At 66.3% G+C, this 20,942-nt stretch carries 20 protein-coding genes; 10 read left to right on the plus strand and 10 right to left on the minus strand.

Going from position 1 to position 20,942, the window contains the following annotated elements; genetic code table 11:
• Positions 1 to 454: 454 nt before the first annotated feature.
• The 6 genes from ACSC1S_RS12570 (at position 455) to ACSC1S_RS12595 (ending at position 6,166) form a co-directional block, all read left to right on the plus strand.
• Complete coding sequence (locus ACSC1S_RS12570; protein WP_435364625.1) at positions 455 to 1,288, plus strand: RAD55 family ATPase; 834 nt, start codon at positions 455 to 457, stop codon at positions 1,286 to 1,288.
• 56 nt (positions 1,289 to 1,344) lie between these two features.
• On the plus strand, positions 1,345 to 2,202 hold the full coding sequence (locus ACSC1S_RS12575; RefSeq protein ID WP_435364626.1) for a hypothetical protein: 858 nt from the start codon (positions 1,345 to 1,347) through the stop codon (positions 2,200 to 2,202).
• Positions 2,195 to 2,749 carry a DUF8135 domain-containing protein gene (locus ACSC1S_RS12580; protein WP_435364627.1) on the plus strand — a complete coding sequence of 185 codons (555 nt, stop codon included), beginning with the start codon at positions 2,195 to 2,197 and terminating at the stop codon, positions 2,747 to 2,749. Before ACSC1S_RS12575 ends, ACSC1S_RS12580 begins: the two co-directional genes overlap by 8 nt.
• 6 nt (positions 2,750 to 2,755) lie before the next feature.
• Positions 2,756 to 3,079 carry a transcription factor S gene (locus ACSC1S_RS12585; RefSeq protein ID WP_435319202.1) on the plus strand — a complete coding sequence of 108 codons (324 nt, stop codon included), beginning with the start codon at positions 2,756 to 2,758 and terminating at the stop codon, positions 3,077 to 3,079.
• A gap of 92 nt (positions 3,080 to 3,171) precedes the next feature.
• The gene (ppc, locus tag ACSC1S_RS12590; protein ID WP_435364628.1) at positions 3,172 to 5,859 is read left to right on the plus strand and encodes a phosphoenolpyruvate carboxylase; all 2,688 of its coding nucleotides are present in this window, start codon (positions 3,172 to 3,174) and stop codon (positions 5,857 to 5,859) included.
• 118 nt (positions 5,860 to 5,977) lie between these two features.
• Positions 5,978 to 6,166: a DUF7576 family protein gene (locus ACSC1S_RS12595; protein WP_435364629.1), complete on the plus strand. Its 189-nt coding sequence runs from the start codon at positions 5,978 to 5,980 to the stop codon at positions 6,164 to 6,166.
• Positions 6,167 to 6,418: 252 nt separating this feature from the next.
• Here ACSC1S_RS12595 and ACSC1S_RS12600 read toward each other — a convergent pair whose 3' ends face one another.
• Both ACSC1S_RS12600 and ACSC1S_RS12605 read right to left on the minus strand, forming a co-directional pair.
• Positions 6,419 to 8,635: a bacterio-opsin activator domain-containing protein gene (locus ACSC1S_RS12600; RefSeq protein ID WP_435364630.1), complete on the minus strand. Its 2,217-nt coding sequence runs from the start codon at positions 8,633 to 8,635 to the stop codon at positions 6,419 to 6,421.
• A 263-nt stretch (positions 8,636 to 8,898) separates the two neighbouring features.
• Entirely contained in the window at positions 8,899 to 9,504 is a 606-nt protein-coding gene (locus ACSC1S_RS12605; protein WP_435364631.1) for a response regulator, read from the minus strand.
• Between the two features lie 111 nt (positions 9,505 to 9,615).
• Here ACSC1S_RS12605 and ACSC1S_RS12610 point away from each other — a divergent pair, with 111 nt between their 5' ends.
• Positions 9,616 to 10,122 carry a YkgJ family cysteine cluster protein gene (locus ACSC1S_RS12610; RefSeq protein ID WP_435364632.1) on the plus strand — a complete coding sequence of 169 codons (507 nt, stop codon included), beginning with the start codon at positions 9,616 to 9,618 and terminating at the stop codon, positions 10,120 to 10,122.
• Positions 10,123 to 10,318: 196 nt separating this feature from the next.
• Here ACSC1S_RS12610 and ACSC1S_RS12615 read toward each other — a convergent pair whose 3' ends face one another.
• Entirely contained in the window at positions 10,319 to 11,212 is an 894-nt protein-coding gene (locus ACSC1S_RS12615) for a ZIP family metal transporter (protein WP_435364633.1), read from the minus strand.
• A gap of 69 nt (positions 11,213 to 11,281) precedes the next feature.
• On the minus strand, positions 11,282 to 11,974 hold the full coding sequence (locus tag ACSC1S_RS12620; RefSeq protein WP_435364634.1) for an SDR family NAD(P)-dependent oxidoreductase: 693 nt from the start codon (positions 11,972 to 11,974) through the stop codon (positions 11,282 to 11,284).
• A gap of 124 nt (positions 11,975 to 12,098) precedes the next feature.
• On the opposite strand from ACSC1S_RS12620, the gene crtID reads away from it, so the two are divergent.
• The 3 genes from crtID to cruF are packed head-to-tail and all read left to right on the plus strand — an operon-like array spanning position 12,099 to position 15,344.
• On the plus strand, positions 12,099 to 13,586 hold the full coding sequence (gene crtID / locus ACSC1S_RS12625) for a bifunctional phytoene desaturase/3,4-desaturase (RefSeq protein WP_435364635.1): 1,488 nt from the start codon (positions 12,099 to 12,101) through the stop codon (positions 13,584 to 13,586).
• A complete protein-coding gene (locus ACSC1S_RS12630) occupies positions 13,586 to 14,464 on the plus strand; it encodes a prenyltransferase (RefSeq protein ID WP_435319211.1) in 879 nt (292 codons plus the stop codon). Before crtID ends, ACSC1S_RS12630 begins: the two co-directional genes overlap by 1 nt.
• A complete protein-coding gene (gene cruF, locus ACSC1S_RS12635) occupies positions 14,457 to 15,344 on the plus strand; it encodes a bisanhydrobacterioruberin hydratase (protein ID WP_435364636.1) in 888 nt (295 codons plus the stop codon). The genes ACSC1S_RS12630 and cruF overlap by 8 nt, the downstream gene beginning before the upstream one ends.
• 27 nt (positions 15,345 to 15,371) lie before the next feature.
• On the opposite strand, the gene ACSC1S_RS12640 is transcribed toward cruF, so the two are convergent.
• The 6 genes from ACSC1S_RS12640 to ACSC1S_RS12665 all read right to left on the minus strand — a co-directional run bounded on the left by ACSC1S_RS12640 (position 15,372) and on the right by ACSC1S_RS12665 (position 20,916).
• Positions 15,372 to 15,824, minus strand: coding sequence for a disulfide bond formation protein B (locus tag ACSC1S_RS12640; RefSeq protein ID WP_435364637.1), 453 nt, complete (start codon positions 15,822 to 15,824; stop codon positions 15,372 to 15,374).
• A gap of 278 nt (positions 15,825 to 16,102) precedes the next feature.
• Positions 16,103 to 16,915, minus strand: coding sequence for an SDR family NAD(P)-dependent oxidoreductase (locus tag ACSC1S_RS12645; RefSeq protein ID WP_435364638.1), 813 nt, complete (start codon positions 16,913 to 16,915; stop codon positions 16,103 to 16,105).
• Positions 16,916 to 16,999: 84 nt separating this feature from the next.
• On the minus strand, positions 17,000 to 18,049 hold the full coding sequence (locus tag ACSC1S_RS12650; protein WP_435364639.1) for an NAD(P)-dependent alcohol dehydrogenase: 1,050 nt from the start codon (positions 18,047 to 18,049) through the stop codon (positions 17,000 to 17,002).
• 65 nt (positions 18,050 to 18,114) lie between these two features.
• Positions 18,115 to 19,080 carry a phytoene/squalene synthase family protein gene (locus ACSC1S_RS12655; RefSeq protein ID WP_435364640.1) on the minus strand — a complete coding sequence of 322 codons (966 nt, stop codon included), beginning with the start codon at positions 19,078 to 19,080 and terminating at the stop codon, positions 18,115 to 18,117.
• A gap of 121 nt (positions 19,081 to 19,201) precedes the next feature.
• Entirely contained in the window at positions 19,202 to 20,536 is a 1,335-nt protein-coding gene (locus ACSC1S_RS12660) for a phosphoribosylamine--glycine ligase (protein ID WP_435364641.1), read from the minus strand.
• 212 nt (positions 20,537 to 20,748) lie between these two features.
• Complete coding sequence (locus tag ACSC1S_RS12665; RefSeq protein ID WP_435364642.1) at positions 20,749 to 20,916, minus strand: hypothetical protein; 168 nt, start codon at positions 20,914 to 20,916, stop codon at positions 20,749 to 20,751.
• Between the last annotated feature and the right edge of the window lie 26 nt (positions 20,917 to 20,942).

A 20,942-nucleotide genomic window follows, 5' to 3' on the forward strand; every position in this document is an offset into this window, starting at 1 on the left:
GGCGAACAGACGGCTCTTGCTCCGCTGGAACACGCGACGGCTAGCCGTGCAACCGCAGCCCGCCGCGTGGTGACTCGTCAGGACATGGCGCGTCTGGTCCCGTGTTCGTATTTGAACGGTGGGGTTGGCAGCCGTGTCTTCGATGTCGTTGAACTGTTGGGTCGTCAGCCGTGTCTCCGCCGTCGTGCTGGCTGGGGGCGAGACGCAGTTCACTCGCGCTGGCGTCCACGACCGCCCCCCACAGCTCCGCACCACGCCCTCCCCAGCCGATTCCGATGCTCGCTTCACTCCACGTTGCTCCGTTTCGCTGCGCTTCTCATCCCTCGCGCGCTTCCGCCACCGGCCCTCACGGTCGTTCGGTCCGGCGGCCGCGCGCGCCGCCTGGACATTTCGAACACAGGTCGCCAGCCAACCCGCCGTAACCGTTACTTGTACCCGTCACGACTGCCGGGGTATGGAGCGGCTGCCGATGGGCATCTCGCGGCTGGATTCGATGATTGGCGGGGGCGCGCCCCCGGGGAGTGTCGTGCTCCTCGCGGGCGAGGTGGGCGCGGGTGCACGCGAGTTCGTCTACACGAGCATCGCGATGAACGGGCTGGCCCGGGAGAACCCCGAGCTGTTCGACCTCTACTACGGAAGCCTGCACAGTCAGGCGACCGTCCCCGAGGAGATACACTACGTCTCGTTCACCGCGGACCGCGACGCGCTCGTCGAGGAGATGGGATACACGATGGACAGTGAGCTCGTCGAGGCGGGGACCGACCCCATCGAGTTCGCCGACCTCTCCCAGCACTACTTCCAGCTCTCGCAGGTGCCACGGGAGTGGTACTCCGACGCGACCAGCGACATCGCCTCGCTGGGTGACCGCGACCGCCGGAGCACGCTCGACGCCGTCGGCGAGTACCTCAACCGGAACGCGGCGGGCAGCCTGGTCGTCATCGACTCGGTGACGGACCTGCTGAGTGCGGCCGAAGAGCAGATGGACTGGAACCAGATCACCCTGCTGATGAAGGGGCTGAAGAAGGCGTCCTACCGGTGGGGCGGGCTCATCCTCCTGCTGGTCAACATCGAGGCCCTCTCCGAACGCCAGCTCGGCCGGCTGATGGACGCGGTCGATGGGTCGCTCGTGTTCCGGTGGGAGTCCGGTGGGTCCGAGCGCGCCCGGACCCTCGTCGTCAAGCAGTTCCGGGGGGTACTCTCCCGGCTTGAGGACGAGAACATCATCCAGTTCGAGACCGAGATTCACGACGGTGGCTTCGACATCAGCGACGTGCGCAAAATCCGGTGAAGAGATGCTTTCATCGGCGACAATCCTTAAGAGTATCCCCACCTAAATCCGGCTGAATGGCAAGCGAGGAGCAGGTCGACCTCTCTGTGCAGCTTCCGCCGGAACTCGGCGAGTGGTTGCACGAGCAGGCTACCGCGCAGGACACCGACGCGGACGAACTCCTCCAGCAGTTGCTTTCGGCGTACCGGACGGTCACCGAACTGGACGAGGACCGTCCCGACTACGACCTTCCCGAACTCCTCGACGCACAGAGCGAGGAGCTCGACGCGCGCTTCGACGCCCAACACGAGGAGTTCATGGAACTCGTCGAGGACGTCAGAGAGCGCGTCATCCAGGTCAAACACGAGACCGACGGGAAGGCCCCAGTAGACCACACCCACGAGGACCTCGCGGAGGCTCTGGCCCGGGTCGACGAACTCGACGAGCGACTGGAGACGGTTCGCGCCGACCTCGACGCCGGCTTCGAGAACTACGAGGACATCCTCGAGTACCTGGTCGCGACGACCGACGACATCGACGCGAAGCTCCTGAAACTCGCCCGCGTGACCGTCGACATCCGGGCGGAAGTGACCCGGCTCGCGGCCGCCGAATCCCGACGCGCCGGGGCCGACACCCTCCAGCTCGCGGCCAACCGCGAGGGCATCGAGCGCGCGAAGTGCGAGGAGTGTGACTCGACGGTGACGCTGTCGCTCCTGACCGAGGCCGAGTGCCCGCACTGTGCGAGTTCGTTCAGCGACGTCGAGCGAGGCAGCACGTTCGGCCCGTTCGGCTCGCACCGGCTGGTGACGGGCGACCCGCCCGCGCTGCCGGAGAGCGACGTCTCGCACGTCGACGACGGTCTCGTCGAAGACCTCCTGGACGACGACGGCGAGGACGCACCCGAGTTCCAGACCGGTGGTGAGACCGATGAGTGACGATGGCGACGATGCCCCGCTGTCTGACCTCCGCGACGAGGTCGTCGACGAGGGCGACGGTGACGACGACGACGCAGCCGACGATGTCACGACCGAGACCGAAGTCCGGGCCGAACTCGTCGACGGCGACGGCGACGACGAGTCGACGCCCGCGATTCCCGGTGAGAGCCTCGATACCGACGACGGGCCCACGGTTCGCTCCGGGCCGCTCAGCGACATGGCCGAGGACCTGGAGGAGCGACGCCGTGACGGCGACGCTGCCGACGACGACCTGTTCGAGTCGGTCGACGTCGGCGAGGTCGACGCCAACGAACTGTGGGACCAGGTCGACACGGACGGCCCGACCATCGACCCGGAACCCGACCGCGAGGAGGTCCGGACCATCAAGAAGAGCAAGTACTGCCAGCGCTGTGAGTACTTCGCGGACCCTCCGGAGGTCGCGTGTCACCACGAGGGGACCACCATCCGCAAGGAGGCCGACATGGAACACTTTGAAGTAGCGGACTGCCCGAAGGTTCTCGAAGACGAGCGACTCGAGAACGCCTGAGATACTATGCAATTCTGTGATGACTGCGGTTCGATGATGAAGGCACAGGGCGACGAATGGGTCTGCGCGAGCTGCGGCGCGACCGAGGCTCGCAACCGCGACGACGAGGCCGACTTCGTGAGCACCGAAGCGCAGACCGACAGCGAGGTCATCGAGACCGAGGAGAACGCCGAGTTCGAGGGGAAACCCACCGCGACCGACGTGACCTGTGACAACTGTGGCACGCAGAAGGCGTGGTACTACATCCAGCAGACCGCGTCGGCCGACGAGCCGCCGACACGCTTCTTCAAGTGTACGGAGTGCGGGAAGAAGTGGCGCGGCTACAACTGAGCCACCGACTGTAACGAATTTTTACTCCACAACGAGTGGCAATTTTCTCTTGAGACTTGGCCATTATAGGGGGTGGTCCCGTATCGCATGATATGACCTTGCACGACAGGGACGTGCGACAGGACGTCAGGGAGCTTGGGGCCCTCCTCGGTGACGTACTCGAAGCGCAGGCCTCTCGCGGTGCGTTCGAGACGGTCGAATCGATCCGCGAACAGGCGATCGACTACCGACGCGGCGAACTCGACAGCCGCGCCGAACTGGAACACGAACTCGACACGCTGACGCCCGAGCTGGAGAGCGTCGTCGCCCGCGCGTTCACGACGTATTTCGAACTCATCAACCTCGCCGAAGAGCGCGAGCGCGTCCGGGCGGTCCGGCGGGCCAGCCAGGACGGGGTTCCCGCGGACGGCATCGAACACGCCGTCGAACAGCTCGCCGAGACGGACCCGGAGACGGTCCAGCAGGTGCTCGACGACGTGCTCATCGAGCCGACGTTCACCGCGCACCCGACCGAGGCGCGCCGGAAGACCGTGAAGGCGAAGCTCCGGTCGGTCGCGGGCCACCTCGAAACCCTCGACGAGCACCGGCTCACCGACGACGACGAAGAGCGCGTCGAGCGCGACCTCGAGGCCGAGGTGACGAGCCTGTGGCAGACGCCGCAGGTCCGCAAACGCCGCCCGCATCCGACCGACGAGGCCCGTAACGTCCAGTGGTACCTCGAGAACACGCTGTTCGACGTGGTCGGCGAGGTGTACGACGACCTCGAGCAGGCCCTCGGCGAGTCCTTCGAGGACCTCGACGTGGAGAAGCTGTTCGAGTTCCGGTCGTGGGCTGGCAGCGACCGCGACGGCAACCCGTTCGTCACGCCCGAAGTGACGACGGACACCCTCGAACGCCAGCGCCGCGTCGTCCTCGACCGCTACCGTCGCGAGCTGAAGTCGTTGTCAGGCATCCTGAGCCAGGACGGGGCACGGGTCGACGTGGGCGAGGAGTTCGCCGCGTCCCTCGAAGCCGACCGCGAGCGCCTCCCCGGCGTCGCCGACACGGCCGAGGAACGCTACCCGAACGAGCCGTACCGCCAGAAGCTGAAGCTCATGCGCGAGAAGCTCGACCGGGTGACCGACGTCCGTCCCGGCGGCTACGACTCCGCCGACGAACTCGCCGACGACCTCGACGTGCTCGTCGAGAGCCTCGAGGCGAACGACGCGGACTCCGTCGTCGCCTCTCACCTCGAACCGGTCCGCCGGCAGGTCGCGACCTTTGGCTTCTCGCTGGCGAGCCTCGACCTGCGCGACCACCAGGAGAACCACACCGAGGCGGTCGCCGAGGCCCTCGCCAGGAGCGGCATCGACTACCGTGACAAGAGCGAGGACGAGCGCGTCGAACTGCTCACCGAGGCCGTCCTGCAGGACGAGCCTATCGTCGACGTGACCGACCGCGAGGAAGTCTCCGACACCACCGAACGCGTCCTGCGCCGGTTCGACTGCCTCGCCGACTGGCAGGACGAGTACGGCAGCCACGCCATCGACACCTACGCCATCTCGATGACGGACGAGCCCTCGCACGTCCTCGAAGTGCTGTTCCTCGCCGACCAGGCCGGCGTCGTCCAGCTCCCCGAGTACTGCGGACTCGACATCGTCCCGCTGCTGGAGACCGAACGCGCGCTCTCGGGAGCCCGCCGCATCATGGGCACCCTGTACGAGAACGAGGCGTACGAGCAGGTGCTGGAGGCTCGCAACGGCACCCAGGAGATCATGCTCGGCTACTCGGACTCGAACAAGGAGAACGGCTTCCTCGCGGCGAACTGGTCGCTCTACAAGAACCAGCGCCGCCTCGCCGACATCTGCGAGGAGTTCGACGTGACGTTACGACTGTTCCACGGCCGCGGCGGCTCCATCTCGCGCGGTGGCGGCCCGATGAACGAGGCGCTGCTCGCGCTGCCGAACCGGACCATCACCGGGCAGGTGAAGTTCACCGAGCAGGGCGAGGCCATCGCCGAGAAGTACGCCAACCGCCGGGTGGCAAAGCGCAACATCGAGCAGATGCTGAACGCCCAGCTCCGGGCACGCAAGAACGCCATCGAGAAGCCCGACGAGTCCATCCCCGAGGAGTGGATGGCGGCGATGGAGACGATGGCCGACGCGGCCCGCGACGAGTACCGCGGTCTGCTGGAGACCGACGGCTTCGTCCAGTACTTCGAGCAGGCGACGCCGATCACGGTCATCGAAGACCTCAACCTCGGCTCGCGCCCGGCCTCGCGCTCGGGCGAGCGAACGGTCGAGGACCTCCGGGCCATCCCGTGGGTGTTCTCGTGGACCCAGTCCCGGTGCATCCTGCCCGGCTGGTACTCGCTGGCGACCGGTATCGACGCCTACCTCGACGAGGGTGGCGACGTAGCGACCCTTCAGGAGATGTACGACTCCTGGCCGTTCTTCCGGTCCATGCTCGACAACGCCGCACTCGCACTCGCCCGGACCGACCTCGACATCACCGAGCACTACGCCGACCTCGCCGATTCGGAGCTTCGCGAGCGCTTCTTCCCGCGCCTCTCCGAGGAACACGAGCGTGCGGTCGACCTCGTGCAGACGGTCGCCGAGCGCGACGAGCTGTACGCCCGCGAGTGGTTCGGCGAGAGCCTCGACCGGCGCAACCCCTACGTCGACCCGTTGAACATGCTCCAGACGCGGCTGCTCAAGCAGACCCACCGGACCGAAGAGGAGGAACAGACCCTCCGGCTGACGGTGAAAGGCATCGCTGCCGGGATGAAGAACACCGGGTGAGCTCCTCCGAGAACACCGGGTGAGCACCCGCCTTTCGACGGGGGACACGCCCTCAGCAACGGGATACGTAGGTACAACCCTTACAAGCATCTGCCGACAAGTTCCTCACGAGCGGACCATGGACCCGACAGACACAGCCCCGGCCGAGACACAGCAGTCGGCCGCAGATTCGTGTGCCATCTGTGGCACCCCGGTGACGACGAGCGAATGGCATCCAGCGGCGACGAAGACGACGGCGACCGGGAAGCTGGTCATCGTCTCGTTCTGCGGGCAGTCCTGTCGCGACGACTGGGCGGACGAACAGTAACGACGAACCGGCGGTTCTGCGAGTTCTCACGCGAATCGACGACTGGAGAGCCGAGATGGGCCAGCGGCGGAACCGGGCTGTCGGGACCGTCGTCAGTCGGACGAAAAGTCGTTGGCAGCCATCGGGGAATGGCTGCCTGACACATGGGGGTTGGGGATTCGGGTGCCTATGACCAGGACAGTGGGCGTCCCGGTAGCGATTGCAAGGGCGGAATACGACAAGGGTTCCACCCCTATTCTGTTAGGAGCGGCGTCATTCGACGTCACGAACGTATTCGGCGTTCCCATCGAAGAGGTCGGTGAGGAGCTTCTGTTCGGCCGTTCTGAGGTGTTCGTGGAAGGTCGGCGAGGAGATGCCAAGCGCGGCCGCGATGTCCTCGGCGTCGCTCTGGCGCGGCCACTCGAAGTACCCGGCGTACAGGGCCGTCTCGATGGCCTCTCGCTGGCGGTCGGTGAGTTCGTCCTCCAGTCCCGACCGGAGTTCGGCGATGCGGCGCTCGGGCCGTTGCTGTTCGCGTTTCGCCCGCATGTCCACGCGCTGGTACAGGTCCTCGAACGACTCGATGATGGACCGAATCGAGGCCGATTGCGGGAGTTCGGCGACCACGCGAGCCGTCGTTCCCTCTATCTCGAGTGTGCGTAACGTCCCGCCGTGATCGGCCAGCAGCGTCGAGATGGGTGGGTCGACGATGGTCAGCGTGAGGAGCGTCTCGTCGCCGTCCTCGTCGACGATGGAGACGTCCTGGACGGCGTCGGTGTCGGTCGCGCGGTCAGAGATGAGCCCGACGTCGCCGCGTGTCACGGTGAAGTACTCGATGAAGGTGTGGTCGTCCAGGGCACCCGCGCCGTCGAGTTCGAGTCGGGCGTCGGCGTCGTCGATCGCCTGGAAGAAGGCCGACTCGGCCGCCTGGATCTCCAGTTCGAGTTCGATGGTCTGGTCCGCGATGAGTGCGGCCCGCCGGTCGGTCGCACTGTACGCGAGACCGACGACGCTCCGAAGCTGTGAGAGCGCGTCGACGACGCCCGCCGTGAACGCGCCCTGCTCCTCGCTGTAGATGTTGAGAACACCGAAGAGCGTGTCCTTGTAGACCAGCGGAATCGCCGCTGCCGACCTGAACTCGCGGTCGCGCACCGCGCCACAGCACGGGTCGCTGTCGTCGGTCTCGATGTCGTCGACGACCTGAACCTCGTGGGTTCGCACCGCCGCGTCTGCCGGCGTCTCTCCGTTCGCCGAGGTGATCTGCTCGTCCTCGATAGCCGGGACGGTGGGTCCATCGCCCGCGGCCGCAACCGGTTCCAGCCCGCGGGTGGGTCCCTGGGCCCGCCCCAGCCAGACGTAGTCGAACTGGGGTGATTCGACCAGTTCATCGCAGACGAGTCGCTCGACCGCCTGCTGGCTGGCCGCTTCGACCAGCGCCTCGTTGATACCGTGGACGACCCGGTTCAGCTGGGCGATGCTCTCCAGTTCGGTCCGCTGACGGGCCAGCTCCTGTTCGCGCTCCTTGCGCTCCGTGATGTCCTGGAAGTACACCGAGAGCCCCGTCTCGGAGGGGTACGCCCGGACCGAGAACCACGCTTCGAGGGGCGGGAAGTACTCCTCGAAGGAGACGGACTCCTGGGTCTCCATCGCCTTCTCGTACTGCTGCTGGAAGGTGGAGTTGACCGCCTCTGGGAAGCGGTCCCAGACGTTGTCACCGACCACCGCGTCCGGGTCGACGTCGATGAGTTCCGCACCGTGCTCGTTGACGTACCGGAAGTCGAAGTCGGAGTCGAGCGCGAAGAAGGCGTCAGTGACGCGCTCGAAGTGCGATTCGAGTTCGGTCTCGAGTCGCTTTCGCTGGGAGATGTCACGGATGATGCCGGTGTAGTAGGGCCCGTCCTCGTCCGCGAAGGCACCGAACGTCGCGAGCACGGGGACATCGTGGCCGTCAGCGTGCTGGACGTCGAGCTGGGTGGTCTGCCACTGCATCGACGGCTGCGAGCCGCTCGTGGTCGGTGAGAGGACGGCGTCGGGAGCGGCTCTGTCCGGGAACACGAACGAGAGCGGTTTCCCGACGAGTTCCTCGCTCCCGTAGCCGAAGAGCGTACAGGCGGCTGGATTCACGTCGGAGATGATGCCGTCGGCGTCGACGGTCACGACGGCGTCACGGGAGTGCTGTGCGAAGACGCCGAACCGGTCGGCCGTCCCGTCCTGGTCGTCCGGCGTGGCGAGGTCGCTCGTCGCCGAGACGTAGGTGGCGAGTTCGCGGAACGGGACCTGCTGGTCGGGCTCGACCGTGTGGACGATACTCTCCGGGAACACGTCCGGCGGTATCTCCTCGCCATCGCCCGCGAGCAGGATGAACGGGACGTCACAGAACTCCTCGCGGATCGCATCGAGGACCGACGGGTCGTCGATCTCGGCGGCACCGACGTCCGCGATGACGCAGTCGAAGTCGCCCGTATCGAGTCGCTCGCTTACTGCCGACACCGACCGCTCCGTGACGACGGACAGGGGTGGCCCGCCGGTTGTGGGTGGGGACGTGGAGGAACGCCCCTCCGTCAGAAATAGAACGCTGAACTCACTGGCCATCTCGTTGACGGTATTGCGGTCCAGAGAATGTTAAAGGCATCGCGATAGTGACAGCTAAGAAGCGGTAAATTACGACGGTCCTACCCTCGGTTTTACGGGTTCGGTGGGCGGTCGTGGCAGATGCCTGAATAGACTCGGGGACGGGAGGCGGACCGGACCTCTCAGGGCTCCATCTCCGAGGGAGAGAGGAGGTCGATAGGGAGCGCCGCCTCGGTCTCCTCGTCGAGACCGGCCCGGGCGGCCTCGCGCTTGCGCTGGAGTCGGCTCCGGAGTCGCTGCAACTGGTCGTTCGCGTCGGCGTCCCGGTACTCCAGGCGTTCGAGAACCGTCAGTGTCGAGCGGAGGGCGTAGTACTCGCGGACACGCTCGTCGCCGAGGGCGGCGAGCGCGGCGAGTCGCTCGACCGTTCCGACGATGGTTTCGCGGTCGACCGGCTTCAGGAGGTACTCGTCGAAGGGGACGTCGAGCAGGTCGAACGCCGGGCCGACCGCCGTGACGATGGCAACCGGGCAGGAAGCGTCCCGTGCCTGCAGTTCGCGGGCGACCTCGTCGCCGGAGACCGAGGGCATCCGTCGGTCGAGCAACACGACGTCGACCGCGGGTCCGTACCGCTCCAGCGCAGCCTCCCCGTCGTCCACGACCCAGACGTTGTACTCGTCCCCCAACCAGAGTGCGTACGTCTCGGCGAGGTCCTCGTCGTCGTCGACCACGAGGACCGTGGTCTTCCCCTCGGTCGCATCACTACTGGGGGAGTCCGTGCATGTCATAGTCGTCGCAGTTGTCCTACCGTTTGACACACAGTCCCGAAGTACCCCGCCCTATACACCTTGGGAACCCAGACCGCCGCCTCTTTGGGTCCCGAGCACCGAACACCGACGATGAGCGATACCCGGCGCGTCGAGGTCCACCCCGGCTGCGAGGTCGTCGTCGAGTTCGACCCCGAGTTGACGTTCGAGTGTGTCGACGACTGCACCTGGTGTTGTACCCACGGCGTGTTGCTGTACGAGCCGGACTTCTTCGAGCTGGCCGAGCGCGCGAACCTCAGCGAGGCGACCACCGAGTTCCGCGGGCACGACTTCGTCACGACCGAGGAGAAAGACCGTGACGAGCACGTCGACGAGGACGGCCGAGCCTGCTACTTCCTCCGCGAGGACGGCCTCTGCTCGCTCCACCTCGACCACGACTGGAAGCCCGCCCGCTGTTCGGTGTTCCCGCTCGCGGTGACGGTCGAGGACGGCGAGCTCCACGTCGATATCCGGGAGTCGGCCCACGAACACTGCGAGGGTCTCGACGTCTCCGAGCGGAAGGTCATCGACAATCTCGACGCCTTCCTGCCGGAGGTGCTGTGGGAGATCGGGGACCCGACCAGTGACGTGGCGCTGTAGGCGGCCGGGAGCCAACCGAACATAGGCCCGACGCACTTCTGGCTCGCAAAGCCACCGTCGCATATGCCACGAGACAGCAACAGCGACCTCGCACCGGACTACGACTGGCCGCTGGACGACCGGCTGGGACTCACTGAGTGAGTGGGCCGAAGAACACCTCGAATCGGAAGAGAGCTAGACGAGACGGAGAAGGCGGCTACCCTATCAGCAGCCACGCGACGAAGACGATGCCACCGCCGAGCAGCGTGCTGCCGACGGCGTGGTACCGGAGTTCGTCAAGCAGGTGGTGTGCGTTGTTCGAAACCTGGGCCACCTCGTACACCTCGCCGCCGATCTCACACTTCGGCAGGAAGTCCATGGCGACGTGGAGGAACACGCCCGCGGCGAAGCCGAAGACGGCCGCCGTCATCAGCGGGTCGCCGGAGAGGTCGAGGAAACTCGCCGGGATGGCCGTGAGGCCGACGCCCGTCGCGGGCAAGAGGAGGACGGTCGGCGACTTCCCGTTGGCGGCGAGTCGCCGGGCCGCGGCATATCCTGCTGGGCCCTTGTGCGAGACGATAGCGAGGCCGAGCCCGATACCGAGGGCGGGCATCGTCCCGTAGACGATACCGATGATGACGCCCGCCGCGAGGGCGTGCGTGGAGAGTTCGACCGCGGTGTGGTCGAAGCCGAGGTCGAGGTGGCCGAAGCGGTGGGCGATGGTGTGCGAGCCGAACCCGGTGAGCAGGCCTGCCGCGACGCCCACTCCCGCATATTTCATCCCGACAGCAGGGTTCGCAGCACCCTGTGCGAGCCCGAACGCCTGCGGGAGCAGGAACATCGCGGCGCTGACGACCATCGCACCGGAGGCGAGACCGTACCCCCAGACGAGCGTCTTGGCGTGCTGGTCCTTCGCACGAACCCCGAGCGGGATGGCGAGTGCCATCGCGAAGAACGCGACCCAGGCGATACCGACCGGTTTGAGTGCATCTGTCGAATCCGACAGCAGGACTGCCCCGGCGGAGAACGCGATGAGGAGACCGACAGCGCCGAGGCCGACCGACGCACCGGTCCGCCCCGACTTGTGAACGAGAGACTCCGTGCTACCCATGATATTACTAACTACGAGAAAGCCGTTAATAACACGTTCGATTGGCCGTTTACAGGCTGTGCCGGCGCGTCAGCGTGTCGCGGACTTCCACTCCCGCAGGCCGACGACCCCACCAGCGAGGTCCTCGGCCGGACACTCGGTGGCAGCCCAGGTGAACATCGGGGCCACCGCTGCCGGGTCGCGCCCGGCCGGGCCAGAGAGGTCGGTCGCGACCTGCCCGGGGTCGACACAGCCGACGACGTACTCGGTGTCGACGGCGAACTGGCGGACGACGGCCTCGGCGGCCGCCTTCGAGACGGCGTAGGAGCCGATTCCGGGCTTGGCGTCGCGTGCGACCTTCCCCGTCGGCACGAGCATGCGTGCCCCCTCGTTGAGATGGGGAATCGACTCGTCGAGGGTGGCGAACACGCCCCGCACGTTCGTCCGGAGGTGGTCGTCGAAGCCCGCGTACGACTCCTCCTGGATAGGCGTCTCGCCGGGCGTCCCGTGGTAGACACCGGCGTTGGCGACGACCACGTCGATGCCGCCACCGACCCGGGAGGCGGTCTCCATCAGCCGCTCCACGTCGTACTCGTCGCGAACGTCGGCCCGCACCGCGGTCGCGGTCCCCCCGGCGGACTGGATGTCGTCCGCGACCGCGTCGACGTCGTCAGCCCCGCGGGCACAGAGCACGACGTGGGCACCCCGGTCCGCGAACTCGCGTGCGATTGCCTCGCCGATGCCGCGACTCGCGCCGGTGACGACTGCTGTGAGGTCGTTCATACCCACTCGTTGGCACGCCATCCGCAGGAAAGCATCGGTCGCGGTACTCCCTGGCATGCCACGGTGGGACCGACCGAACGAGGTCGGCACCGGGTTTATGCCGGTCTCATCACTACAAGAGCACATGACTTCCCTCTCTGGAACGTCGGTGGTCGTCGTCGGCTCGGGCTTCGGCGGCCTCTCGACGGCCTGTTATCTCGCTGACGCCGGCGCGGACGTGACGGTCCTCGAGAAGAACGAGCAACTCGGGGGGCGCGCCTCGGTGCTGGAGAAAGACGGGTTCCGTTTCGACATGGGCCCGTCGTGGTACCTGATGCCCGACGTGTTCGAGCGCTTCTTCGGGCACTTCGACCGCACACCCACGGACTACTACCAGCTCGAACGCCTCGACCCGCACTACCGCATCTTCTTCAAAGACGGCGACGAGGTCGACATCACCGCCGACAAGGAGCGCACCAAACAGGTGTTCGAGTCCTACGAGGCCGGCGCTGGCGAGGCCCTCGAACGCTACCTCGACAAATCGGAGGAGAACTACGATGTCGGGATGGAGCACTTCGTCTACGAGGACCGGTCGTCTCTCAGGGATTTCCTCGATCTCGACGTGGCCAGACAGGCCCGCGGGCTCTCGCTTCTGGGGTCGATGCAGGACCACGTCGAGAAGTACTTCGACCACCCGAAGCTCCAGCAGATAATGCAGTACACGCTGGTGTTCCTCGGCGGCTCGCCGAACAACACCCCGGCGCTGTACAACCTCATGAGCCACGTCGACTTCAACCTCGGCGTCTGGTACCCCGAGAACGGGCTTGGCGGCGTCGTCGACGGCATCGTCCAGCTGGGCGAGGAACTGGGCGTGGAGTTCCACGTCGACGAGCCAGTAACCGCAATCAAGGGCCGCGGCGGCGGCTTCCTCGTCGAGACCGCCCACGGCAACAAGTACCCGGCAGACCTCGTGGTCTCGGACGCCGACTACGCCCACACCGAGCAGGAACTCCTGCCCGAAGAGAAGCGCCAGTACGACGCCGAGTACTGGGACTCGCGCACCTACGCCCCCTCGGCGTTCCTCATGTACATGGGCGTCGAGGGTGACGTGGACGAACTCGCCCACCACACCCTCGTGCTCCCGACCGACTGGGAGGAGCACTTCGGCCAGATATTCGACGACCCCGAGTGGCCCGAGAACCCGGCGTACTACCTCTGTGTCCCCTCGAAGACCGACGATTCCGTGGCCCCCGAGGGCCACAGCAACCTGTTCGTCCTCGTCCCCATCGCGCCCGGCCTGGAGGACGGCGAGGAGACCCGCGAGTGGTACCGTGACCTCGTCCTCGAGGACATCGCCGAGAACACCGGCGTCGACCTGCGCGACCGGCTCGTGGTCGAGGAGATGTTCTCCGTCTCCGAGTTCGGCGAGCGCTACAACTCGATGCAGGGCACCGCCCTCGGGATGGCCCACACGCTGCGCCAGACCGCCCTGTTCCGGCCGCCACACCGCTCGAAGAAGGTCGATGGCCTGTACTTCACCGGGTCGTACACCACCCCCGGCATCGGCGTCCCGATGTGCCTCATCTCGGGCGACCTGACCGCCGACTGCGTGCTGGAGGACCACGCGAACTGATGACCGACGTGGCGACCCGACTCGCGGCCGCGGTCCCCTCCGAGGAGACGCTTCCGGGCTACCTGCTCCGGCTCTCCAGACCGCGGTTCTGGTTCTACCTCGCCGGCCCGGTCGTCGTCGGCGTGACCTACGCCGCCGGGTCGACCGCGGAACTGTTCGCCCCCGTCGCCGTCTTGCTGTTCCTCTATTTCACCTTCCCGGCGAACGTGTTCCTCTACGGCGTCAACGACGTGTTCGACCGCGACGTGGACGAGCACAACCCGAAGAAGGAGGACAAGGAGGTTCGCTATCGGGATAGCCCGGCCGTGAACGTCCTGATACTGGCCTCGGGCGTCATCGGGCTCCCGTTCGTGTTCGTCCTGTCACAGGAGGCCGGCATCGCCATGGCCCTCTACTACGTCCTCGCGGTCCAGTACAGCGCGCCGCCCTTCCGGTTCAAGACGAAGCCGCTGTTCGACTCCCTGTCGAACGGGCTGTACGTCCTCCCGGGCGTGGTCGCCTACGCTGCCCTCGCGGGCGAGTTCCCGCCCCTGCTCGCGATTGCGGGCGGCTGGCTCTGGACGATGGGCATGCACACGTTCTCGGCCATCCCGGACATCGAGCCCGACCGCGCGGCCGGGATTCGGACCACCGCGACGTTCCTGGGGGAGTCCCGGACCTACGCCTACTGCGGCCTGACGTGGCTCGCCGCTGCGGGCGCGTTCGCCCTCGTGGACTGGCGACTCGGGCTCCTGCTCGGCGTCTACCCGGTGTTCGTCGCCGGTATCGCGCTCTCGGACGTGGCCGTCGACCGCGCCTACTGGTGGTTCCCGTTCGTGAACACCTTCGTGGGGATGTTGCTGACGATGGGCGGCCTGTGGGTGATGCTGTATGGATAGACTGGGGTCTGACTCGACCGCCCTCGACCGCCGCGGCATCGAAGCCCGCCTCGACGCCCTCGTGCGCGAGCACCGCTTCACCATCGCGGTCGTGTTCCCTGCGGTGGGAGCCGTCTCGCTCGTCGCCAGCGCCGAAGGGTTGCTCCCGCCGTTCCTGACCTACAACGCCCTGTTCATCATGTTCGGGGTCATCGTCATGCGCCTGCCCCTCGTGGCCGGTGTCCTGCCGGTCCTCGGCAAGAAGGGCCTCGCGAGCCTCGGGCTGCTCACCGTCTACGCCTACGGTATCGAGTTAGTCGGCGTCAGGACGGGCTGGCCCTACGGGCACTTCGAGTACGAGATATCGCTGGGGCCGATGCTGTTCGGCGAGATACCCATCGGGCTCCCCGTGTTCTTCTTCCCGCTGGTCCTCAACGCGTACCTGCTCACCCTCCTGTTGCTGGAAGACCGTGCGGAGCACCGCGCCATCCGCCTGCTCGCGACCATCGCGACCGTCCTCGCCATCGACCTCGTGCTCGACCCCGGCGCGGTGGCGGTGAACTTCTGGGAGTACGCGGCCCACCCCGACGGCGTCGGCGGCTACTACGGCGTCCCGGCCTCGAACTACCTCGGCTGGGTGCTTTCTGCCACGGTTGCGGTCGTGCTGTTCGACGTGGCGTTCGACGGAACTGGCCTGCGCGACCGACTCGACTCCTGTGAGTTCATGCTCGACGACCTGGTCAGCTTCGTGGTCCTCTGGGGCAGCATCAACGCGGTGTACGCCAACTGGATTCCGGCGTTCCTGGCCGTCGGCTTCGGCTTCGGGTTACTGCAGACCGACCGGTTCGACTTCGAGGTCGGCGACAGCGCGCTGGTTCGCGTGGTGAGAAGGGCGTTCTGAGCGGGACCGTCGCCGCTCCGGGGCGGTTCAGTCGGACCCGACCCGCTCGGGGTCGGTGGTCTCGGTCGCCGTCCGGCGGGCCTCGAACGCGAGGCTCCCGACCAGCACAAGAATCATCGAGAACGCGATGAGCGAGAGGTTGGGGATGGTCAGGACTCCAAAGAGCTGGTACTGAATCGACGCGCAGAACGACGAGCACACGAGCGAGTCGCCCGCGACCTGGGCGTAGGAGTGATATGCGGCGATGAGCCACCCGATGGTCGCGACCGGCAGAACGGTCCGGTAGACCGCGCCGCGGTTCTCGACGGCGGCCACGCCGAGGACGATGACCAGCGGGTACATGAAGATGCGCTGGAACCAGCAGAGTTCACACGGGAACAACCCCATGCCGTACCTGAAGTAGAGGCTCCCGACCGTCGCGACCGCCGCGACGAGGGTAGCTGCAACGAGGATGTGACGCTGCATACGAGACGTATTCATCACGTCTAGTTTGCGAGCATCTCGGATAGCCCTTCTATCAGGGCCGTGAGGACCAGGTCGTGCTGCAGCCTACCTCAGCAGTGCCTCGTAGTCGCGGTGTTGCCAGCAGTTCCTCTGTTCACTGGTGGTCCGTCTGCACGTCGTCCCGTCTTCGCATTCCACACCACAGTGATGAACTGTGGTCTCCTCTCTCTCGGACATCCGGTACACATAGCGGCTGCAGACACGAGAAACCCATTTTTACTCAGATACTCACAAACGGTCCGGCCAGACGAGACTCACGTCTCCGCCTCCACCGGTTCGTCCCCCGTGGTCGTCCCCGGTACCGCCTCGTGCGCCTCGACGAACCGCCTGGTCCCCTTCTTCACGAGGTACGGGAATCGCTGTGCCGCCGCCAGCCCGATTCTGGTGACCCAGTCGGTGAAGATGACCGGCTTTCGCGACGCGATCTTCCGGGCCAGTTTCCGCCCCACGTCGGCCGGGTCACTCATCTGCGAGGCGGGATAGTCGAGTTCCTTCGCCTGCCGGGTCGCAGCCAGCGTCGGATGCATCACGGTCACCGCGACGTTCGTGTTCTGGAGTTCGAGCCGCAACGACTTCGTGAACGCCTCGATGGCACCCTTGGTCGCCCCGTACCCGGTCAACCCGGGATTGCCGACCAGTCCGACGCCGGAACTCACGTTGTGGATGATGCCCTGGTTCCGGGCCCGCATGTGCGGCAGGACGGCGTGGATGGTTCGGAGGTAGCCGAAGAGATTGACCTCGAAGGTGCGTCTCGCGTCTTCGAGCGTCTGGTCCTCGAGGAAGCCGAAGTTCAGGACTGCGGCGTTGTTGACGAGCACGTCTATCTGGCCCCACTCGGCGATGACGGCGTCGACTGCGGCCTCGACGTCTTCGTCGCTGGTCACGTCGCACTCGTGGTAGCGCAGGCTCTCGGAATACGTCTCTTGCAACGATTCGAGGTTTCGCACGTCGATGTCGAGTCCGACGACTCGATAGCCGTCGTCGAGGAGGGTCCGCAGCATGTGGTGGCCGATACCCTCGTTCGCGCCCGTGAGGACGACGACCTGTCCCGCGCCAGAACTACTCATGCTGTAGAGAGAACGCTTCCGAGGGATATGAGGTGAGAGCCGATTCCTGCGGAGTGAGAGCGAGCGAGACGCATGGTCCGTCGCTCAGACCGTGATGACGACCTTTCCGCGAGCGTGCCCAGTTTCGAGGTACCGGATGGCCTCGGGCGTCTCCGCCAGTGGATACGTCCGGTCGATGGTCGGTGTGACCGTCCCGTCCGCCAGGAGTTCGGCCAGCGTCTCCAGATCCCCGGTGTTCACCGTCGCGAGGAACCCACGGAGCCGCTGACGAGAGAACCGCCCGACGACGGTGGCCCAGGCGAGGGTGCCGAGCGGGCCGAGCAATCGACCGCCCGCACCGCTGCAGAGGACGAGCGTCCCCTCGTCTGTCAGCACGCGTCGAAGCGCCGACAGCGAGTGGTTCCCTGCCAGGTCGAAGACGAGGTCGTATCGCTGCTCGCCCGTCGTGAAGTCCGTCTTCGTATAGTCGACGACGTGGTCGGTCCCGAGCGACCGGACCAGTTCGACGTTCCGCGTGCTGCACACACCGGTCACCTCGGCACCGAACGATTTCGCGAGCTGGACGGCGAAGGTCCCGACGCCACCCGACGCACCGTTTATCAGGACGGTTTGCCCGGCCGTCAGCTCGCCGTGGTCGCGCAGCCCTTGCAGGGCGGTGGTTGCTGCGACAGGGACCGCCGCTGCTTCTTCGAAGGAGCAGGTGGACGGTTTCGCGGCGAACGTGTCGACACGGCCGACGACGTACTCGGCGAACGCACCGGCTGCCTGCCCGAACACCTCATCGCCCGGCTGGAACTCCGTGACGTTCGGGCCCACCGCTTCCACGACCCCGGCCACGTCGACGCCCCGGACGGGGGTGGACGGCCGCCGCAACCCCGACTGCAGCCGCATGAGGTACGGCTCCCCACGCATCATGTGCCAGTCGAGTGGGTTCGCGGCCGCCGCCCGAACACGCACCAGTATCTGGTCGGCCGTGGGTGCCGGCACCGGGACTTCACGGCGTTCGAGGACGGTCGGTGGTCCGTACTCGTCCTGGGAGATGACCTGCATCGTCTCCGCGCTGACTTCGCCGCGGTGGGCGTGTGATGAGCCGGTCGAATCTGCCGTGACGTGGTCGCGAGTAGTCGATGCCAAGATATCTCTGCGATTGAGAGGTCGTCTGCGAGGATAGTTCTTCCGTAGAAGAATGTCGAAGACTGCTACCGCGTCGGCAGCCAGCGCGTCCAGCCCCGGCTGTGCTCGTGGGTCCCCGCCTCCTCGGTCGCGGGCACCGCGCTCACGCGGTGGAAGATGGCCTCGGGGTCCTTGTTCCAGAGCCAGTGCCAGCGGGTTTTGGCGACGAGCGAGAGCTTGCGGGCCAGCGAGAGGTCGGGTTCGTGGTCGATGGTGTTGTAATCCACTTCCCGGATGGCCCGGTGGTGTTCGGCGTACAGCACCGACGCCAGGAGGACCGCGAACTGGCAGTCCTCGGGCAGGTACCGGATACCGGCGACGCCCTCGCGGTAGAGGTCCTCGGCGTGGGAGACCTCCTCGTGGACCGCGTCACGGAACTCGGGCGAGGAGTCGAGGTTCAGGACCGCCTCGACGTCGACGCCGTGGCGCTCCAGTGTCTCGATGGGCAGGTAGACGCGGTCGCGGTCGACCACGTCCTCGCGCACGTCCCGGAGGAAGTTCGAGAGCTGGAAGGCCTCGCCGAGCTTGACGGCGTGGGGCAGGGCGCGCTCGTACTCCTCCTCGGAGAGGTCCATGATGTCGGTCATCATGACGCCGACGGCGGCCGCGGAGCCGCGCATGTACTCCTCGAGGTCGGAGTACGTCTCGTAGCGGTCCGTCTCGATGTCGGCGGCCATCGCGTCGACGAACTCGTTCACCCACTCGTCGCTGATGTCGTGCTCGTCGCAGAGCTCACAGAACGCCTGCATGACCGGGTCGTCCGTGGTCTCCTGGCCGAGGGCCTGTGCGCGGAGGGTTTCGAGGCGGGCGGCCTGCTGTTCAGGGGAGTCGCCGTCCGGGTCGTCGACGACCTCGTCGGCGATCCGGAAGAAGCCGTAGAGTACGTACGTCGGGTGGCGGATGCGCTGTGGGAGGAGGCGCGTCGCGATGTGGAACGTCTTCCCCGTCTTGCGCTGGATGGCCTTCCCCGCGTTGACCTGTGTTTTCTTCATATGTAGGTTCGGTGTTCGAAAGACCCGTGAGAGCGTGCTTCCGTGGTAATCGGTAGGACAGCGACGGGAATAGCCTGCGTTGGTAACCAGTTAGGTTCCAACCCTGACAGGGCATGACGGCTCATCGCAGGTACCCCCACGAGAGGAGTTTGTCCCCGTCGTTCACCCAGCGGTCGCCGATGTCGTCGCGGTAGTACATGTTCGGGAGGATGATGTCCTCGATGCGGTCGTACGCCTGGCGCTGGGCAGCTCGCATCGAGGTGCCCTTGCCCGTGACGACCAGCGGGATACCCGAGGAGCCGGAGACGCGCCACTGGCCGTTGGCCGGGGTGACGCCCTCCGCGGTCCCGTCCGGACCGACCCGCTTCGCGTCCTCGATGTGGACGCCCGGCGGGCGCTCGCCCTCGAACGCCTCGCGGAAGACGATGGCCGCGTTCTTCGAGTTCTCGTCGAAGGTTGCATCGTCGTTGAACGGGAACGGCGGGAGGCAGACCCGGACACCGACCTGGAAGCCGCGATGCACCTCCAGGCCGGGGTCGTTCCCGTTCGCGATGTCGGCGAACAGCTGCGAGATGGGTGTCTTCATGCCCTCCTCCTGGATGAAGATGCCCGGGTACCCGAAGCGCGGCGTGAACTCCAGCGGGAAGATGCCCCGCCCGTTGACGATGCAGTTCAGGTCGATGTAACCGACGTAGCCCTCCTCGGCCAGTGTCTCCTCCATGGGGCGAAGGGTGCGCTCGAACAGGCTGGTCGGCTCGGTCCAGAACATCGAGGTGCCCATCTCGCCGGTCGGCGGGCCGACGTTGCCCGGGAACAGCTTCTTGTGCTCGAAGTTGACGTTGACCGGCTCGACGAACTCGTTCCCGTTGAAGAACGCGCCGATGGCCACCTCGACGCCCTCGGCCCGGCGCTGGAGTTCGAACGACTGCATCCGGTGGCCCCAGGCCTTCTTGTACGCCCGGAGCACGTCGACCACGTCGCCGCCGTCGTCGTCCTCGCCGACGTACACCAGCCGCTTGACGTTCTGCACCTCGCCCGAGGGTTTGATGACGTAGCGGGCGGGGTTGTCCTGGACGAACGAGACGGCCTCGTCGAAGTCGGTGAACCGCCTGCGAGGCAGGATGTTCACGCCGTGGTCGGCGAGTTCCTCCTGCCCGAAGCCCTTGTCCTCCTCCAGTCGGTCGGTGTACTCGGTGCCGCCGACGACTGCGTGACCCTCCTCGCGAAGTCGTTCCGCGTGGGTCCCGTGGCCGAACACGTCGTCGAAGACGATGACGTCCGCCCAGGCGACATCGGCTTCCCAGTCGTCTGTCTTCTCGACGAAGCCGTCGGCGATCTCACGTTCGGACTCGCTCTCGATGTAGTAGCGAACGTCGTGGCCCTGCTCACGGACGCGCCAGGCTACGTCGCCGATGAGACCGTCGATAGAGACGAAGAGGAAGTTGCGTCGATCCATACGAAAAACGGGCGCGGAACGGGGGTAAATGTTTGGGAGGTGAGAGTCCTCTGTCGCTGAACGGTCACTCCCGCCCGTACACCGTCGTCTCGGGGTGGAACGCCAGCCAGGCGAACCAGAACACGGTGGACGTGTCGGTGGCAGAGACGAGCGTCTCCCACTCGTGTGGGCCGTCGACGGCCTCGCCCGTCAGGCGATGCCAGCGCGAGCAGTCAGCCAGGAGGGATGCGTCGTCGACCGGCTCGAAGTGGGGTCTCGCCGTCGAGACGGCGGTCCCACGCCACCATGCTCCCGTCGGCCGAGGGCGCGATGACCACGGGGAGCCCGCTGCCCATGCGAACGGACCGCACGACCCGAGAACCGACGCGAGACGTCTTCATCTCGCCCGTACAGACAGTACCGGGAC

The sequence above is a fragment of the Haloarchaeobius pelagicus genome, from assembly GCF_051207375.1.
GTDB lineage: Archaea > Halobacteriota > Halobacteria > Halobacteriales > Natrialbaceae > Haloarchaeobius.

Excerpts from the sequence above, each read along its gene's own strand:
- ACSC1S_RS12665 (WP_435364642.1), bottom strand. The coding sequence starts at position 20,916 with ATGAAGACGTCTCGCGTCGGTTCTCGGGTCGTGCGGTCCGTTCGCATG.
- ACSC1S_RS12570 (WP_435364625.1), top strand. The coding sequence starts at position 455 with ATGGAGCGGCTGCCGATGGGCATCTCGCGGCTGGATTCGATGATTGGC.
- ACSC1S_RS12655 (WP_435364640.1), bottom strand. The coding sequence starts at position 19,080 with ATGAAGAAAACACAGGTCAACGCGGGGAAGGCCATCCAGCGCAAGACG.
- ACSC1S_RS12580 (WP_435364627.1), top strand. The coding sequence starts at position 2,195 with ATGAGTGACGATGGCGACGATGCCCCGCTGTCTGACCTCCGCGACGAG.
- ACSC1S_RS12605 (WP_435364631.1), bottom strand. The coding sequence starts at position 9,504 with ATGACATGCACGGACTCCCCCAGTAGTGATGCGACCGAGGGGAAGACC.
- ACSC1S_RS12575 (WP_435364626.1), top strand. The coding sequence starts at position 1,345 with ATGGCAAGCGAGGAGCAGGTCGACCTCTCTGTGCAGCTTCCGCCGGAA.
- cruF (WP_435364636.1), top strand. The coding sequence starts at position 14,457 with ATGGATAGACTGGGGTCTGACTCGACCGCCCTCGACCGCCGCGGCATC.
- ACSC1S_RS12660 (WP_435364641.1), bottom strand. The coding sequence starts at position 20,536 with ATGGATCGACGCAACTTCCTCTTCGTCTCTATCGACGGTCTCATCGGC.
- ACSC1S_RS12595 (WP_435364629.1), top strand. The coding sequence starts at position 5,978 with ATGGACCCGACAGACACAGCCCCGGCCGAGACACAGCAGTCGGCCGCA.
- crtID (WP_435364635.1), top strand. The coding sequence starts at position 12,099 with ATGACTTCCCTCTCTGGAACGTCGGTGGTCGTCGTCGGCTCGGGCTTC.
- ACSC1S_RS12645 (WP_435364638.1), bottom strand. The coding sequence starts at position 16,915 with ATGAGTAGTTCTGGCGCGGGACAGGTCGTCGTCCTCACGGGCGCGAAC.
- ACSC1S_RS12620 (WP_435364634.1), bottom strand. The coding sequence starts at position 11,974 with ATGAACGACCTCACAGCAGTCGTCACCGGCGCGAGTCGCGGCATCGGC.
- ACSC1S_RS12585 (WP_435319202.1), top strand. The coding sequence starts at position 2,756 with ATGCAATTCTGTGATGACTGCGGTTCGATGATGAAGGCACAGGGCGAC.
- ACSC1S_RS12610 (WP_435364632.1), top strand. The coding sequence starts at position 9,616 with ATGAGCGATACCCGGCGCGTCGAGGTCCACCCCGGCTGCGAGGTCGTC.
- ppc (WP_435364628.1), top strand. The coding sequence starts at position 3,172 with ATGACCTTGCACGACAGGGACGTGCGACAGGACGTCAGGGAGCTTGGG.
- ACSC1S_RS12640 (WP_435364637.1), bottom strand. The coding sequence starts at position 15,824 with ATGAATACGTCTCGTATGCAGCGTCACATCCTCGTTGCAGCTACCCTC.
- ACSC1S_RS12630 (WP_435319211.1), top strand. The coding sequence starts at position 13,586 with ATGACCGACGTGGCGACCCGACTCGCGGCCGCGGTCCCCTCCGAGGAG.
- ACSC1S_RS12615 (WP_435364633.1), bottom strand. The coding sequence starts at position 11,212 with ATGGGTAGCACGGAGTCTCTCGTTCACAAGTCGGGGCGGACCGGTGCG.